General features: G+C 53.0%; 16 protein-coding genes. 14 read left to right on the top strand and 2 right to left on the bottom strand.

The annotated features are described in order from the left end of the window. Positions 1-4: 4 nt before the first annotated feature. From kdpC to potE, 6 genes are all read left to right on the top strand, one after another. Positions 5-571 (top strand): potassium-transporting ATPase subunit KdpC, encoded by a 567-nt coding sequence (gene kdpC, locus NMD08_RS18375; RefSeq protein WP_151219530.1) that lies wholly within the window; start codon positions 5-7, stop codon positions 569-571. A gap of 10 nt (positions 572-581) precedes the next feature. After that, entirely contained in the window at positions 582-3,266 is a 2,685-nt protein-coding gene (kdpD, locus tag NMD08_RS18380; RefSeq protein WP_210904826.1) for a two-component system sensor histidine kinase KdpD, read from the top strand. After that, complete coding sequence (gene kdpE / locus NMD08_RS18385) at positions 3,263-3,940, top strand: two-component system response regulator KdpE (RefSeq protein WP_005121396.1); 678 nt, start codon at positions 3,263-3,265, stop codon at positions 3,938-3,940. The genes kdpD and kdpE overlap by 4 nt, the downstream gene beginning before the upstream one ends. Before the next feature lie 277 nt (positions 3,941-4,217). Further along, complete coding sequence (gene speFL, locus NMD08_RS18390; protein WP_114149115.1) at positions 4,218-4,322, top strand: leader peptide SpeFL; 105 nt, start codon at positions 4,218-4,220, stop codon at positions 4,320-4,322. A 380-nt stretch (positions 4,323-4,702) separates the two neighbouring features. Continuing rightward, entirely contained in the window at positions 4,703-6,901 is a 2,199-nt protein-coding gene (gene speF / locus NMD08_RS18395) for an ornithine decarboxylase SpeF (RefSeq protein WP_252838003.1), read from the top strand. Then, the gene (gene potE, locus NMD08_RS18400; protein WP_370618735.1) at positions 6,898-8,217 is read left to right on the top strand and encodes a putrescine-ornithine antiporter; all 1,320 of its coding nucleotides are present in this window, start codon (positions 6,898-6,900) and stop codon (positions 8,215-8,217) included. The genes speF and potE overlap by 4 nt, the downstream gene beginning before the upstream one ends. Before the next feature lie 69 nt (positions 8,218-8,286). Here potE and pgm read toward each other — a convergent pair whose 3' ends face one another. Both pgm and seqA read right to left on the bottom strand, forming a co-directional pair. After that, positions 8,287-9,927: a phosphoglucomutase (alpha-D-glucose-1,6-bisphosphate-dependent) gene (gene pgm, locus NMD08_RS18405; RefSeq protein WP_187252807.1), complete on the bottom strand. Its 1,641-nt coding sequence runs from the start codon at positions 9,925-9,927 to the stop codon at positions 8,287-8,289. Between the two features lie 24 nt (positions 9,928-9,951). Beyond that, positions 9,952-10,494, bottom strand: coding sequence for a replication initiation negative regulator SeqA (gene seqA / locus NMD08_RS18410; protein ID WP_151219526.1), 543 nt, complete (start codon positions 10,492-10,494; stop codon positions 9,952-9,954). 193 nt (positions 10,495-10,687) lie between these two features. Between seqA and ybfF the strand changes: the two genes are divergently transcribed. The 8 genes from ybfF (at position 10,688) to tcuB (ending at position 16,982) form a co-directional block, all read left to right on the top strand. Next, positions 10,688-11,461 (top strand): esterase, encoded by a 774-nt coding sequence (gene ybfF / locus NMD08_RS18415; protein ID WP_151224947.1) that lies wholly within the window; start codon positions 10,688-10,690, stop codon positions 11,459-11,461. Positions 11,462-11,589: 128 nt separating this feature from the next. Further along, positions 11,590-11,877 (top strand): LexA regulated protein, encoded by a 288-nt coding sequence (gene ybfE, locus NMD08_RS18420; protein ID WP_151225090.1) that lies wholly within the window; start codon positions 11,590-11,592, stop codon positions 11,875-11,877. Positions 11,878-12,032: 155 nt separating this feature from the next. Further along, positions 12,033-12,563, top strand: a complete 531-nt coding sequence (fldA, locus tag NMD08_RS18425; RefSeq protein WP_003022839.1) for a flavodoxin FldA — start codon at positions 12,033-12,035, stop codon at positions 12,561-12,563. Positions 12,564-12,773: 210 nt separating this feature from the next. Beyond that, positions 12,774-12,860 (top strand): ryhB-regulated fur leader peptide, encoded by an 87-nt coding sequence (locus NMD08_RS18430; protein WP_049259739.1) that lies wholly within the window; start codon positions 12,774-12,776, stop codon positions 12,858-12,860. After that, a complete protein-coding gene (fur, locus tag NMD08_RS18435) occupies positions 12,853-13,299 on the top strand; it encodes a ferric iron uptake transcriptional regulator (protein ID WP_003022836.1) in 447 nt (148 codons plus the stop codon). Before NMD08_RS18430 ends, fur begins: the two co-directional genes overlap by 8 nt. A 129-nt stretch (positions 13,300-13,428) precedes the next feature. Next, positions 13,429-14,355: a tricarballylate utilization LysR family transcriptional regulator TcuR gene (tcuR, locus tag NMD08_RS18440; RefSeq protein ID WP_151219523.1), complete on the top strand. Its 927-nt coding sequence runs from the start codon at positions 13,429-13,431 to the stop codon at positions 14,353-14,355. Positions 14,356-14,452: 97 nt separating this feature from the next. Then, positions 14,453-15,856 carry an FAD-dependent tricarballylate dehydrogenase TcuA gene (tcuA, locus tag NMD08_RS18445; protein ID WP_210904824.1) on the top strand — a complete coding sequence of 468 codons (1,404 nt, stop codon included), beginning with the start codon at positions 14,453-14,455 and terminating at the stop codon, positions 15,854-15,856. After that, complete coding sequence (gene tcuB / locus NMD08_RS18450; protein WP_151219522.1) at positions 15,843-16,982, top strand: tricarballylate utilization 4Fe-4S protein TcuB; 1,140 nt, start codon at positions 15,843-15,845, stop codon at positions 16,980-16,982. The genes tcuA and tcuB overlap by 14 nt, the downstream gene beginning before the upstream one ends. Positions 16,983-17,000: the final 18 nt, after the last annotated feature.

Genomic DNA, 17,000 nt, shown 5'->3' on the forward strand with positions numbered 1-17,000 from the left:
TCAGATGAGTGGATTACGTCCTGCATTATCAACATTGATGTTCCTGATGCTTATCACCGGTGGTGCTTATCCGCTGCTGACCACTGCGTTGGGGCAATGGTGGTTTCCCCACCAGGCTAACGGTTCGCTTCTGCGCGAAGGTCAGACTGTTCGCGGCTCTGAGCTTATTGGGCAACAGTTTACCGCTGCCGGTTATTTTCAGGGACGCCCCTCAGCGACAGCGGAAATGCCCTATAATCCAATGGCTTCAGGCGGCAGTAATCTGGCAGCCAGCAACCCGGAACTGGATAAACAGCTACAAAGCCGGATTGCCGCGCTGCGTGCCGCCAACCCGCAGGCAAATCCTGCGGTTCCGGTTGAACTGGTAACAGCTTCTTCCAGCGGACTGGATAACAACCTGACGCCAGCCGCAGTAGCCTGGCAAATTCCCCGCGTGGCGCAGGCTCGCAACCTCAGCGTTGAAGAGGTTACGCGGTTGGTTGCACAATATACGCAAAAGCCGTTGGTCAGTTTTATCGGCCAGCCGGTGGTGAACCTGGTGGAACTTAATTTAGCGCTGGATAAGCACTGAGAAAAAGGACATGCATAACGAACCGTTACGCCCCGACCCCGATCGCCTGCTGGAGCAGACCACCGCTCCGCACCGGGGAAAACTGAAAATTTTCTTCGGTGCCTGCGCGGGCGTCGGCAAAACCTGGGCCATGCTGGCGGAGGCCCAGCGACTGCGGGCGCAAGGGTTAGATGTGCTGATTGGCGTGGTGGAAACCCACGGGCGCAAAGAGACCGCCGCGCTGCTGGACGGTCTCAGCATCCTGCCGCTCAAGCGGCAGTCACGTCATGGTCGTCATATCAGCGAGTTCGATCTCGACGCTGCGCTGGCCCGCCGTCCGGCGCTCATTTTGATGGATGAACTGGCGCACAGTAATGCGCCAGGCTCACGGCATCCTAAGCGCTGGCAGGACATTGAAGAGCTGCTGGAAGCTGGCATTGACGTTTTTACTACCGTCAACGTGCAACATCTGGAAAGTCTCAATGATGTGGTCAGCGGCGTTACCGGCATTCAGGTTCGCGAAACCGTCCCCGATCCTTTTTTCGATGCCGCCGACGATGTGGTGTTGGTCGATCTTCCCCCCGACGATTTACGCCAGCGTCTGAACGAAGGCAAGGTCTACATCGCCGGCCAGGCGGAAAGAGCCATCGAGCATTTCTTTCGCAAAGGTAATCTGATTGCACTACGTGAACTGGCCCTGCGCCGTACGGCCGATCGGGTGGACGATCAGATGCGCGCCTGGCGGGGACGTCCGGGTGAAGAAAAAGTCTGGCATACCCGCGACGCTATTTTACTGTGCATTGGGCACAACACCGGCAGCGAAAAACTGGTACGTGCCGCCGCACGTCTGGCAGCGCGTCTGGGTAGCGTCTGGCATGCGGTGTATGTCGAAACGCCAGCGCTGCACCGACTGCCTGAAAAACAGCGCCGCGCGATTTTAAGCGCTCTGCGACTGGCCCAGGAGTTAGGCGCAGAAACCGCCACCCTTTCCGATCCCGCCGAAGACAAAGCGGTAATCCGCTATGCCCGCGAGCATAATCTGGGAAAAATTGTGCTCGGGCGTCCAACGACGCGACGCTGGTGGCGCAGCGACTCCTTTGCCGACAAACTGGCCCACCGCGCACCCGATCTCGACCTGATGATTGTCGCCCTCGATGAGCCCCCTTCACGTCCTGTGCTGCAAACCGCAGACAGCCGTACCTTTAAGGATAAATGGCGGGTACAAATTCAGGGGTGCGTGGTCGCTGTTGCGCTGTGCGCCATCATTACGCTAATCGCCATGCAGTGGCTGATGGCGTTTGACGCCGCCAACCTGGTGATGATCTATTTATTGGGCGTGGTGGTTATCGCACTCTTTTACGGACGCTGGCCGTCCGTTCTGGCCACTTTTATTAACGTCGCCAGCTTCGATCTCTTCTTTATTGCTCCGCGCGGGACGCTGGCCGTTTCCGACGTCCAGTACCTGCTTACCTTTGCCGTAATGCTCACGGTAGGGCTGGTTATCGGTAATCTGACCGCCGGGGTGCGGTATCAGGCACGGGTAGCGCGTTATCGTGAACAGCGTACGCGTCATTTGTATGAGATGTCCAAAGCGTTGGCCGTCGGACGCAGTCAGACGGATATCGCCGCCACCAGCGAACAGTTTATCGCTTCAACGTTTCAGGCCCGTAGCCAGGTTTTACTGCCCGGCGAAAACGGTAAGCTGGCCCCTCTCACTCATCAACAGGGCATGACACCGTGGGATGACGCCATTGCTCAATGGAGCTTTGATAAAGGGCAACCCGCCGGCGCAGGCACCGATACGTTACCCGGCGTGCCGTATCAAATTTTACCGTTAAAAAGCGCCGACAAAACGCATGGATTGCTGATCGTGGAACCGGGAAATTTACGCCAACTGATGATCCCTGAACAGCAACGCCTGCTGGAAACCTTCACGTTGCTGGTCGCCAGTGCGCTGGAGCGCCTGACGCTGACTGCCAGCGAAGAGCAGGCTCGCTTTGCCAGCGAGCGCGAAAGTATTCGCAACGCCCTGCTTGCAGCCCTGTCCCACGATTTGCGCACGCCATTGACGGTGTTGTTCGGCCAGGCAGAAATCTTAACGCTGGATCTGGCAAGCGAGGGATCGCCGCACGCACGCCAGGCCAGCGAGATTCGCCAGCACGTTCTGAACACGACCCGACTGGTGAATAACCTGCTGGATATGGCGCGAATTCAGTCTGGCGGCTTTAATCTTAAGAAGGAGTGGTTAACGCTGGAAGAGGTGGTGGGTAGCGCCCTGCAGATGCTGGAGCCAGGTCTCTCTGCCCCAATAAATCTGTCGTTACCAGAACCGTTGACATTGATTCACGTCGATGGCCCACTCTTTGAACGGGTGCTGATTAACCTGCTGGAAAACGCCGTCAAATACGCGGGTCCACAGGCGCAGATCGGTATTGATGCCAGCGTCAATGGAGAACACCTGCAATTAGACGTCTGGGATAATGGGCCGGGTGTTCCGTCGGGTATGGAACAGCGCGTTTTTGACAAGTTCTCCCGAGGGAATAAAGAGTCATCGGTGCCAGGCGTCGGGCTGGGGCTGGCAATTTGTCAGGCCATTGTGGACGTGCATGGCGGGACTATTTCTGTCCACAATCGCGCGCAGGGAGGAGCATGTTTTCGTGTTACACTGCCCCAGGAAATCCCCCCTCAACTTGAAGATTTTCATGAGGATATGTGACGAACGTACTGATTGTTGAAGATGAACAGGCCATTCGCCGCTTTCTGCGCACCGCGCTGGAGGCCGATGGCCTACGTGTATTTGAAGCGGAAACGCTGCAACGCGGTCTGCTGGAAGCCGCCACGCGAAAACCCGATCTCATCATTCTCGATCTTGGCCTGCCGGATGGCGACGGCATTGATTTTATTCGCGACCTGCGTCAATGGAGCGCGATTCCAGTGATTGTGCTTTCAGCCCGCAGTGAGGAAAGCGATAAAATCGCCGCGCTGGATGCCGGAGCCGATGACTATCTCAGCAAACCTTTTGGTATTGGCGAGCTACAGGCGCGATTGCGCGTGGCATTGCGTCGCCACGCCAGTGGGACGTCTCCCGAACCGGTCGTACATTTTTCTAATGTTAAAGTGGATATCGCTGCTCGCCTCGTACACCGAGGTGATGAAGAAATTCACTTGACGCCGATTGAGTTTCGCCTGTTGGCGGTACTGCTGAATAATGCCGGGAAGGTACTGACGCAACGTCAGTTATTGAATCAGGTTTGGGGACCAAACGCCGTCGAACACAGTCACTATCTGCGCATTTATATGGGACACTTGCGCCAGAAGCTGGAACTGGACCCGGCCCGCCCGCGTCATTTTCTGACCGAGACCGGAATTGGTTATCGGTTTATGCCTTGAATTTTTATTCATTTATTTTGATTAAATAACAAATATATTATCTATTATCCTTAAGGCTGCATAATATTTATTACGCAGCCGATAAGGTTATACTCAAAATAATAAAATACAAATAAATAACATATAAACAACAAAACAGTATCTTATCTCACGATATGCATAATCGGCGACTAAATATTTTGGAAACGATCATTTTTTATTGATCTTCTTCACAGTTCATAGCCATTTCCTGGATAAAATACCCACACCTTCCACTTATCCAGTAAAGGTAACCAAAATGGAAAATAATAGCCGTACAATGCCACATATAAGGCGAACAACGCATATTATGATGTTTGCCCACCGCAATAGTTTCGACTTTCATTTCTTTAATGCCCGTTAGTCTTCCGACTAAGGGCACTCCAGTATACAGGTCATCCTGACTCTCTGTATCGCAGATATATACCCAATAGATTTCGAGTTGCATCAAGACGGCGATGCAGCGAAGCCCGGGAGCGTACATCAGTACGTGACTGGGATAAGCGAGTAAAGCCAACACAGATGCAGCTTGAAAGACGACGGGTATAATGCCTGTATCCACAGTGCTCTCCCTGCATAACCCTGTATTACCTGTGACCGGACCGGTTAGGGTTTATTGCATCTTCAAAAAAGCAATTTACTGATTTATTTATCAGCGGTATTACTTTGCTTTTTTTTCCGGAGTTATCAATTTCTCATTTGAGAAATTGAGGACCTGCTATTACCTAAAATAAAGAGATGAAAATGTCTGAATTAAAAATTGCCGTAAGCCGTTCCTGTCCTGATTGTTTTTCTACGCAGCGTTCCTGCGTAAATATCGATGAAAGTAATTTCATTGATGTTGCTGCCATCGTGTTATCCATCAATGATATTGAACGAGGAAAACTCGATGAAATTGACGCCACCGGCTACGGCATTCCCGTTTTTATCGCCACCGAAAATGAAGAGCGTGTTCCAGCAGAGTATCTGCCACGGATCTCCGGCGTATTCGAATGCAATGAAGCCCGCTCAGCATTTTATGGTCGTCAGTTAGAAACCGCCGCCAGCCACTACGAAACGCAGCTACGTCCCCCGTTCTTCCGCGCATTGGTCGATTACGTCAATCAGGGTAACAGCGCATTTGATTGTCCAGGTCATCAGGGGGGCGAATTTTTCCGTCGCCATCCTGCGGGTAATCAGTTTGTGGAGTACTTCGGCGAAACGCTTTTCCGCTCTGATTTGTGTAATGCCGATGTGGCAATGGGTGATTTGTTGATCCACGAAGGTGCGCCTTGCATCGCCCAACAGCATGCGGCCAAAGTGTTCAACGCGGATAAGACCTACTTTGTCCTGAACGGAACCTCATCATCAAACAAAGTGGTGCTTAACGCGCTGCTCACCCCAGGCGATCTGGTGTTGTTTGACCGCAACAACCACAAGTCAAACCACCACGGCGCGTTATTACAGGCTGGGGCCACGCCGGTCTATCTGGAGACTGCACGCAACCCGTACGGCTTTATCGGCGGGATTGACGCTCACTGCTTTGAAGAAAGCTATCTGCGAGAAAGGATCGGTGAAGTCGCGCCAAAACGTAAAAATGATGTCCGTCCATTCCGACTGGCCGTGATTCAGTTAGGTACCTACGATGGCACTATCTATAACGCGCGTCAGGTAGTGGATAACATCGGTCACCTGTGCGACTACATCCTGTTTGACTCCGCGTGGGTGGGCTATGAGCAGTTCATTCCGATGATGGCCGATTGTTCTCCATTGTTGCTGGATCTGAATGAAAACGATCCTGGTATTCTGGTCACCCAGTCGGTACACAAACAGCAGGCGGGTTTCTCCCAGACATCGCAGATCCACAAAAAAGACAGCCATATTAAAGGCCAGTCTCGCTACGTGCCCCATAAACGAATGAATAACGCGTTCATGATGCACGCCTCCACCAGCCCGTTCTATCCGCTCTTTGCCGCGCTCGACATCAACGCCAAAATGCATGAAGGCATCAGCGGGCGCAACATGTGGATGGACTGCGTCGTCAACGGAATTGATACGCGTAAATTGATCCTGGAAAACTGCCACCATATCCGGCCATTTGTGCCTGAGATGGTGGAAGGTAAACCGTGGCAGGCTTATTCCACCGCTGAAATTGCCAGCGATCTACGTTTCTTCCATTTTGTTCCTGGTGAACACTGGCATGCCTTTGAAGGCTACGCCGAACACCAGTACTTTGTGGATCCATGCAAACTGCTGCTCACCACACCGGGGATCAAAACGCGTAACGGCGAATATGACACGTTCGGCGTTCCGGCCACCATTCTGGCTAACTTCCTGCGGGAAAATGGCGTAGTTCCCGAAAAATGCGACCTTAACTCCATCCTGTTCCTGATGACCCCGGCAGAAGATATGGCGAAGATGCAGCAACTTGTCGCCCTGCTGGTGCGTTTCGAAAAACTGCTGGAAGCCGATGCCCCGCTGGCTGAGGTTCTGCCCTCTCTCTACAAACAACATGAAGCCCGTTATGCCGGTTATACCCTGCGTCAGCTGTGTCAGGAAATGCACGATTTGTACGCCCGTCACAACGTGAAACAGCTACAGAAAGAGATGTTCCGTAAGGATCATTTCCCGCGCGTCAGCATGAATCCCCAGGAGGCCAACTACGCCTATCTGCGTGGTGAAGTTGAGCTGGTGCGACTACCGGACGCGGAAGGCCGAATCGCCGCGGAAGGTGCGTTGCCTTATCCTCCTGGCGTGCTGTGTGTGGTTCCGGGTGAAATCTGGGGTGGTTCAGTATTGCGTTACTTTAGCGCGCTGGAAGAGGGAATCAATCTGCTGCCGGGTTTTGCGCCTGAACTTCAGGGTGTCTACATCGAAGAACACGACGGGCGTAAACAGGTGTGGTGCTATGTCATTAAGCCAAAAGACGCGCAAGACGATCTGTTGAAAGGGGAAATGTTATGAGCAAAGCCAAATCCAACAAAATGGGTGTCGTCCAGCTCACCATCCTGACCATGGTCAATATGATGGGCTCAGGGATCATCATGTTGCCTACCAAACTTGCAGAAGTCGGCACCATTTCGATCATCTCGTGGCTGGTGACCGCTGTCGGTTCAATGGCACTGGCGTGGGCCTTCGCAAAATGCGGTATGTTCAGTCGTAAATCCGGTGGTATGGGCGGTTATGCTGAATATGCCTTTGGCAAATCCGGTAACTTTATGGCGAACTACACCTATGGCGTTTCGCTGTTAATTGCCAACGTGGCTATCGCTATCTCCGCCGTGGGCTACGGTACCGAACTGTTTGGTGCCACATTGACACCCGTGCAGATTGGCCTGGCCACTATCGGCGTGCTGTGGATCTGCACCGTCGCTAACTTTGGCGGGGCACGTATTACTGGGCAGCTCAGCAGTATCACCGTCTGGGGCGTTATTATTCCGGTTGTCGGTTTGTGCATCATCGGCTGGTTCTGGTTCAGTCCGACGCTGTACGCTAACTCCTGGAACCCACACCACGTCCCGTTCTTCACGGCGGTCGGTTCTTCGATTGCGATGACCCTGTGGGCTTTTCTCGGTCTGGAATCGGCCTGCGCTAACGCCGAAGTGGTTGAAAATCCGGAGCGCAACGTACCCATCGCTGTACTGGGCGGTACGTTGGGCGCGGCAGTGATTTACATCATTTCGACCAATGTGATCGCCGGGATTGTGCCAAATATGGATCTGGCTAACTCCACTGCGCCTTTCGGTTTGGCCTTTGCGCAGATGTTCACCCCGGAAGTCGGTAAAGTGATCATGGCGTTGATGGTGATGTCCTGCTGTGGTTCACTGCTGGGCTGGCAGTTTACTATCGCTCAGGTCTTTAAATCGTCGGCTGATGAAGGTTACTTCCCGAAAATCTTCTCCCGTGTAACTAAAGTGGATGCGCCGGTTCAGGGAATGCTGACCATCGTAATAATCCAGAGTGGCTTATCGCTGATGACCATCAGCCCGTCGCTGAACAGCCAGTTCAACGTGCTGGTCAACCTGGCTGTCGTGACGAATATCATCCCGTATATCTTGTCGATGGCCGCACTGGTTATTATTCAGAAGATGGCGAATGTCCCATCGTCAAAAGCGAAACCAGCAAACTTTGTCGCGTTTATTGGCGCATTATACAGCTTCTATGCACTCTACTCCTCTGGCGAAGAAGCAATGCTGTATGGTTCTATCGTGACTTTCATCGGCTGGACGCTGTATGGCCTGGTCTCACCGCGTTTTGAACTGAAAAATAAACATAGTTAAATATCGGCACAAAAAAGCCCGGTAGCGCTAGTTTACCGGGCCTATAAAACGCGTCAGTGCGAACAGTACTTACGCGTTTTTCAACACTTCGCTGACAATCTCGACCGCCTCTTTCTCGATCTGCTTGCGGTGCTCTTCACCGAGGAAGCTTTCGCAGTAGATCTTGTAAGCGTCTTCTGTACCGGAAGGACGTGCGGCAAACCAGCCGTTGTCGGTCATCACTTTCAGACCACCGATAGAAGCACCGTTACCCGGTGCCGACGTCAGACGTGCGGTGATCGGGTCACCCGCAAGCGTGCTGGCACTCACCATTTCCGGAGACAGCTTAGACAGCGCCGCTTTCTGCGCAGAGGTCGCGCTGGCCTGCAGGCGGTTGTAGCTCGGCGCGCCAAAACGAGCAGCCAGCTCGTTGTAGTGCTCTTGCGGGTTTTTACCGGTCACTGCGGTAATTTCAGCCGCCAACAGACACATGATGATGCCGTCTTTATCCGTTGACCACGGTGTACCATCGAAACGCAGGAAAGAGGCACCCGCGCTCTCTTCACCGCCAAAACCAAAGCTGCCATCAAACAGACCGTCAACGAACCATTTAAAGCCAACCGGGACTTCAACCAGTTTACGCCCTAAAGCATTCACCACGCGGTCAATCATCGCCGAAGAAACCAGCGTCTTACCGACGGCAACGTCTTTGCCCCACTGTGGACGGTGCTGGAACAGGTAGTTAATCGCCACCGCCAGGTAGTGGTTCGGGTTCATCAGACCAGCGGGCGTGACGATGCCATGACGGTCGTAATCCGGATCGTTGGCAAAAGCGAGATCGAACTTGTCGCGCAGCGCCAGCAGGCCCGCCATCGCGCACTCGGAGGAGCAGTCCATACGGATCGCACCGTCTTTGTCGAGATGCATAAAGCGGAAAGTCTGATCAACGTGATCGTTAACAATAGTCAGGTTCAGGTTGTAGTGCTTCGCAATACGCTTCCAGTATTCGATACCGGAACCGCCCAGCGGATCGACACCCAGCGTCAGGCCCGCTTTCTGAATCGCCGCCATGTCGACGATGTCAGCCAGTCCTTCCACGAAAGGCTGCACCAGATCCTGTTCTTTAACATGACCGGATGCCAACGCAGCATCCAGCGACATGCGCTTCACGCCTTGCAGACCGTCGGCCAGCAGCGCGTTGGCTCTGTCTTCAACCACTTTGGTAACATTAGTATCAGCCGGACCACCGTTAGGCGGATTGTACTTAATACCGCCGTCTTCCGGCGGGTTGTGTGACGGCGTGATCACAATGCCATCAGCCAGCGGGCCGCCTTTTTTATTATGGACCAGGATTGCATTCGACACGGCAGGCGTTGGCGTAAAGCCATTATTTTCCTGCACGATGACATCAACGCCGTTCGCCGCCAGCACTTCCAGTACAGAGATGAAAGCCGGTTCAGACAACGCGTGGGTGTCCTTGCCCACATAGCACGGGCCAGTAATCCCGTTTTTCGCACGCTCTTCAGCAATCGCCTGAGCGATAGCCAGAATATGCGGCTCGTTAAAACTATGACGACCTGCACTGCCGCGATGTCCGGACGTACCGAACTTGACGGCGTGCTCAGCGTTCCCTGCCGTTGGTTTCAGTACGTAGTACTGTGCCGTCAGTTGGGCGACGTTAATCAAATCACTCTGTTGCGCAGGTTGACCTGCACGGTTGTGGATTGCCATTGCCTGGTCCTTCTAATGCAAGGATTAAATTGTTCCGCAAACCTTTTCAATCAATTCCGCAGGGAATTGCATTGACTGCATGATGTGCTCAACCATGCTGCATTTACGGCCGGTATTGGTATTGGTGATCACCCAGTACGGCGTGCCTGGCACGTGCTTCGGTTTGGTTTGATTACCATTTTTCAACAGCGTCTGTTCATCCGCTGCAAAATAAACGCGCGTACGTCCGTGCAACGATTCCGTTGCTTCGGCGAACGCGTTGTGATCCAGTGAATAGAGTGTAGACAGCACCAGCATAAAGCGATTTACTGCTTTCTTCTGTTCAGCGTATTCGTCGGACAGCAGCAGTTCACGCATCGCGCGCACTTTATCTTTTACGGGGTTAACCGGCTTGGCTTCCACGACAGCTTGCACAGCGCGGACTTCTTTTACTACCGGAATGACAGGCTGTGATGCGGCGGAAAATTTCAACATACGCCGTAAAATGTCGGATGCACTCTCGCCGATATGCTTGGTGTGGCTGGCAATATAGCTATAGAGTTCATCATCAACTTCAATCGTTTTCATCTTAATCCAGTGCAGTGTTTAGCTGAATACAAGTTGTTGGGTCAACACGCGTAGTGTAAAGGCAAATCCCAACAGCGGATAGCGTCAAGCCTGGTGGCACGCAAAACTCGGAGTAACCGTAGTTGTTGCAGCCATGTGGCAGAATGGTCAACATGATACCCTAACCCGTCAGTGTGAAAAAAAGAACTTTGCCATGAAATTGAATATCCGAGCGCAATCTGCGCAAAACCTGCACAATAATTCTCCCATCGTCCTGGTTCACGGCCTGTTTGGCAGTCTGGATAACCTCGGGATCCTGGCACGCGATCTAGTGGCCGATCACGATATCATCCAGGTTGATATGCGAAATCATGGCCTCTCCCCTCGTTCACCTGAGATGAATTATCCGGCTATGGCGCAAGATCTGCTGGATACGCTGGACGATCGGCAGATCGAAAAAGCGATCTTTATTGGTCACTCGATGGGTGGCAAAGCCGTCATGGCGCTGACCGCGCTGGCCCCTGAACGTGTCGAACGGCTGGTCGCCATCGACATTGCTCCCGTTGACTACCATGTTCGCCGCCACGATAAGATTTTTGCTGCCATTAACGCGGTAACTGACGCGCAATCCTCTTCACGTCAGCAGGCGGCGAGCGTTATGCGTCAGCACCTGCAAGAAGAAGGTGTGATCCAGTTTCTGCTGAAATCCTTTGTTGACGGCGAGTGGCGCTTTAATGTTCCTGTGTTGTGGGATCAATATCCTCATATCGTCGGTTGGGAGACCATTCCGGCATGGGAGCACCCGGCGCTGTTTATCCCGGGTGGCAATTCACCGTATGTTACCGAAGCGTATCGTGACCAACTGCTGGCGCAATTCCCGCAGGCTCGGGCGCACGTTATAGCAGGTGCCGGGCATTGGGTGCATGCAGAAAAACCGGAGGCGGTGCTGCGCGCCATCCGTCGTTATCTGAATGAACAGGCTAACTGATTAAAAACTCAGCGTCTGTGCGCGATTACGCGCGTGGACGTTGGCGTGTCTCCCCTGCTGATGTATTATGGCGCGCTATCCATCCGGGCAGACGCCTGGCTGATTGTTTCCCCGAAGTCACCAAGATCATGGCCAAAGAACAAACGGACCGTACGACATTAGATCTGTTCGCGCAGGAGCGTCGCCCGGGACGACCCAAAACTAATCCGCTCTCGCGTGATGAACAGTTACGTATTAACAAACGTAATCAGCTTAAACGCGATAAAGTTCGCGGGCTTAAGCGTGTCGAACTGAAACTGAACGCTGATGCCGTTGACGCTCTGAACGAGCTGGCCGAGGCGCGCAACATGAGTCGCAGTGAACTCATCGAAGAGATGCTGATGACCCAACTCAGCGCGTTGCGCGATCAGGCATAGTCTGAATTTCTGCTCTAAATCATAAATCGTGTAGCACAGAGTGCAGTCCTGTGTGTTTGCTGTTTCCGCATGCCTGACTGTTCTGCTATGATTGCCCTTATCCGTGGGCAATGCGCCACCACCATTTCAATAAGTTTCAAGAGGTTATTTTACTCATGGCAATCACTGGCATCTTTTTCGGCAGCGACACCGGTAACACCGAAAATATCGCAAAAATGATTCAAAAACAGCTTGGTAAAGACGTTGCCGACGTTCATGACATTGCAAAAAGCAGCAAAGAAGATCTCGAAGGGTATGACATTCTGCTGCTTGGCATTCCAACCTGGTACTACGGTGAAGCACAGTGTGATTGGGACGATTTCTTCCCTACCCTCGAAGACATTGATTTTAACGGCAAACTGGTTGCATTGTTCGGCTGCGGCGACCAGGAAGATTACGCAGAATACTTCTGCGACGCGTTAGGTACCATTCGCGACATCATCGAACCGCGCGGCGCAACCATCGTTGGTCACTGGCCGACTGCAGGTTATCACTTTGAAGCGTCCAAAGGTCTGGCTGACGACGACCACTTTGTCGGGCTGGCTATCGATGAAGACCGTCAGCCTGAGCTGACCGCAGAGCGCGTAGAAAAATGGGTTAAGCAGATCTCTGAAGAGCTGCACCTCGACGAAATCATCAATGCCTGATTTTGTACGGCGTAGATTTCTATCTGCGCCGCATCAATAGATAAAACCAATCAAAATAATTGCTACAAATTTGTAACTTTTCCGTCTGACCCTGTACAATGGCTGGATGCCAATCGGGTGTTGCACAGTGTGTTTGTCGGCGATACCACGTTTTGATTAACAATATTTGCCAGAGACTTGCAGTTTTCATTTAGCCATGGCAGTTCTATAATGAATCGCATTATCTCAAGTGCAATTTCTGTCACTTCTGTTAATGAAGTGAATCGTTTAGCTACAGGACAGATTCCGCATGACTGACAACAATACCGCATTAAAGAAGGCTGGCCTGAAAGTAACGCTTCCTCGTTTAAAAATTCTGGAAGTTCTTCAGGAACCGGATAACCATCACGTCAGTGCGGAAGACTTGTACAAACGCCTGATCGATATGGGTGAAGAAATTGGTCTGGCGACCGTGTATCGCGTGCTGAACCAGTTTGATGATGCCGGTATCGTGACCCGCCATAATTTTGAAGGTGGTAAATCCGTCTTCGAACTGACTCAACAGCATCATCACGATCACCTCATTTGCCTCGACTGCGGCAAAGTGGTCGAGTTCAGCGATGATTCCATCGAAGCGCGCCAGCGTGAGATTGCGGCTAAACATGGTATTCGTTTAACCAACCATAGCCTGTATCTTTACGGTCATTGCGCCGAAGGTGATTGTCGCGAAGATGAGCACGCGCACGACGGCAAGTAATGTGATGCTTTCTGAAAAGCCAACCATCCGGTTGGCTTTTTTTATGCACGTTTTCAGCCCGTTCCCCCCTTCCCTCCACTCTTGTGTTGCTTTAATGTAAAAATCAATTGTCCCTTCCGGAGAATCGAAATGGAACTTCGCCAGCTACGTTATTTTGTTCGCATTGTCGAAACTGGCAGCATGGGTAGTGCGGCGCTCGATCTCAATATTGGGGTTTCGGCACTCAGCCAGCAAATGTCCCGCCTGGAAAATGAACTTGCTATTCGCCTGCTGCAACGCACCTCGCGTGGCGTGACGCCCACCAGCGCCGGGCTGGCATTTTACGCCCAGGCGCAGCTGGCGCTCCGTCACGCAGACGATGCAATCCTCGCCGCACGAGAATCCCGCCTTTCCGGACACGTCAGCGTCGGCATGGCCCCCAGTACCGCTTCCATTCTCGGCATGCCTTTTATCAACGCCATGCGAGAAACCTATAGTGATGTCCGTCTGCATGTGGTGGAAAGCCTCTCTGGTAACCTGGAACGAATGATCAGCACTCGTCAGATTGACCTGGCCGTTGTGTTTCAAAAAGAAAAGCTCCTGCGCTGGAGCGCCAGACCGATTCTCGAAGAGCGGCTGTTTTTAATTGGCACTCATGCTTTACTGGCTGATATTACTGATGACAATATTGCTCCAGCCCAATTGGCACATATTCCATTGATAATGCCTAGCCCAGGCCACGGTCTGCGCGGCAGGCTGGAAGCGATTTGTCAGGAACACGCGCTACGCATTGAGATCGCAACAGAAATTGATGGTCTGGCGCTACTAATGCGCGCCGTTCGCAGTGGGATCGGCGCTACCCTCCAGCCCGGCGCGGCAATTTCCCATCTCGATAAAGAGACGCTAAGAGTGATCGGCGTCCATAATCCAATACTGAGTCGCCCCAACTTTCTGGTCAGCCTCTCTGACGATGAACTCACCCCGGCGGGGCTCGCAGCCCGCGTGGTGCTGACGAAAGTGATGCATCAACTGGTAGAAGCGGGACGCTGGCCTGGCGCTATCCTTTACAATAACTAAAACCCCCTTTAGCACTGCGTTATAGCGCCCGCACAAGCTGCACGTATACATTTCAATTACAAATTTAACAATTAGTTAAATGGTAATGGAGTATACGATGGTTGACGTTCTGGTGATTGGCGGTGGCAATGCCGCGTTATGTGCTGCCCTAACCGCCCGGGAGCAAGGAGCTTCGGTACTCCTGCTCGAAGCAGCCCCCCGGGAATGGCGCGGGGGAAACTCCCAACACACGCGTAATCTGCGCTGTATGCATGATGCGCCGCAGGATGTGCTGGTGGAAAGCTACCCTGAAGAGGAGTATTGGCAGGATCTGCAGCGCGTCACGGAGGGAAATACCAACGAAGCCCTGGCACGTCTGGTGATCCGCACCTCTTCACAATGCCGCGACTGGATGCGCCGACATGGCGTGAATTTTCAACCTCCCCTCTCTGGCGCTTTACACGTGGCGCGAACCAACGCCTTTTTTATGGGCGGCGGGAAAGCCCTCGTGAATGCCTATTATCGCAGCGCAGAAAAGTTAGGTGTGCAAATCCGCTATAACACCCCGGTACAGGCGCTTGAACTGCATAACGGCGAATTCGTGGCGGCGCTGGCGGGCAAAGAGCGTATTACAGCGAAATCCTGCGTGCTTGCCGCTGGCGGGTTTGAATCAAACCGCGAATGGCTACGTGAAGCCTGGGGGGAAAATGAACGCGGTGAGTGGCCTGCGGATAACTTCCTGATTCGCGGCACACGCTTTAATCAGGGCGTACTGCTCAAATTTATGATCGACGCCGGGGCGGACATCATCGGCGACCCATCCCAGTCACACTGTGTAGCCATTGATGCCAGAGCACCATTATATGACGGCGGAATTTGCACCCGCGTGGACTGCGTTTCGCTTGGCATTGTCGTCAACCGTGACGCTGAGCGTTTTTATGATGAAGGCGAAGATTTCTGGCCCAAACGCTACGCCATCTGGGGACGACTGGTCGCCCAACAGCCAGGGCAGATTGGTTACTCCATTATCGACAGTAAGGCCATCGGCCACTTCATGCCACCGGTCTTTCCTGGCGCACAGGCCAATACGCTGGCGGATCTGGCGCATCAGTTGGGTCTCAATGCTGAACGTTTTACCCACACCGTAACGCAGTATAACAACGCCTGCCAGCCAGGCCATTTCGACCATACCATTCTGGATAACTGCACGACGAAAGCGTTAGCCCCCGCAAAGACACACTGGGCGCGACCGCTGGACCAGCCGCCTTACTACGGGTATGCCCTGCGGCCAGGGATCACCTTCACCTATCTCGGATTGAAAGTGAATGAACGCGCTGCCGTACACTTTGCAGGGCTTCCAAGCCGCAACCTGTTCGTCGCCGGAGAGATGATGGCAGGCAATGTGCTGGGCAAGGGCTACACCGCAGGCGTGGGGATGTCGATCGGCACCACTTTTGGCCGCATTGCCGGAAAGGAGGCTGCTCTGGCAGCACAGAAGGAGGTACGTTATGAAACAGCTTGAGAAATTGATCATCGACGCGCAAATCATCACCGAGTCGGAAGCTGAAGTTGAACGTGTGATGCAGGTGTGTAACGCCTGCCGCTATTGTGAAGGATTTTGCGCCGTGTTCCCGGCAATGACGCAGCGTCTGGAATTCGGTAAAGCGGATATCAACTATCTGGCGAACCTGTGCCATAACTGCGGCGCCTGCCTGCACGCGTGTCAGTATGCCCCGCCTCATGAATTTGCCATCAACGTGCCGAAGGCAATGGCGGAAGTCCGGCTGGAAACCTATCAGCACTACGCACAACCCGCCGCCTTTGGTGCGCTTTATCGTCGTGCTGGCGTCACCGTGACGCTGGCACTGGTTTTCGGTCTGATCCTGTTTTTACTTCTCGCCATGGGGTTAAAGGGCTCGTTACTCCATCCTCCACTGGCCGGGGATTTCTATCAAATTTTCCCGCATAACCTGCTGGCCTGGATGTTTGGTTCGGTCTTTATTCTGGCAATCGTTCTGCTGATGGCGGGCGTTATCCGATTCTGGCGCGAAATTTCTCCGGGAATACCGCTTTCCACCGACATTGCTGAAGCCTCACACAATGCGCTGACGCTGAAATATCTCGATGGTGGGCACGGCAAAGGGTGTAACGAAGCAGATGATGCCTTCACCCTGATGCGCCGCCGTTACCATCACTTTACCTTCTACGGTTTTATGCTCTGTTTTGCCGCCACCGTGGTGGCGACGGGCTATCACTATTTCGCAGGTATTGAAGCGCCCTATCCGTTCCTCAGCGTGCCGGTAATATTGGGCACATTAGGCGGTATTGGCCTGATTATCGGCCCAGCGGGTTTGTTATGGCTGAACGTTAAGCGTTCACCGCTGCATGGCGACGCACGGCAAAAACCGATGGATCGCGGTTTTATTTTACTGCTGCTGCTGACCAGTCTGACCGGTTTAGCGCTTCTGGCGGGAAGAGACACGTCATGGATGGCTGTTTTACTCGCCATTCACCTCGGCGTGGTCATGGCGCTCTTTCTGACCATTCCTTACGGAAAATTTGCCCATGGATTTTACCGCTGCGCAGCCTTACTCAAGTGGGCGATTGAGAAACGGCGCGGCAAACAGGCGGGGATCACAGACAACTAACCCGCACACTCTTACCTC

The organism is Citrobacter meridianamericanus (assembly GCF_041320245.1).
GTDB classification, from domain to species: domain Bacteria; phylum Pseudomonadota; class Gammaproteobacteria; order Enterobacterales; family Enterobacteriaceae; genus Citrobacter; species Citrobacter meridianamericanus.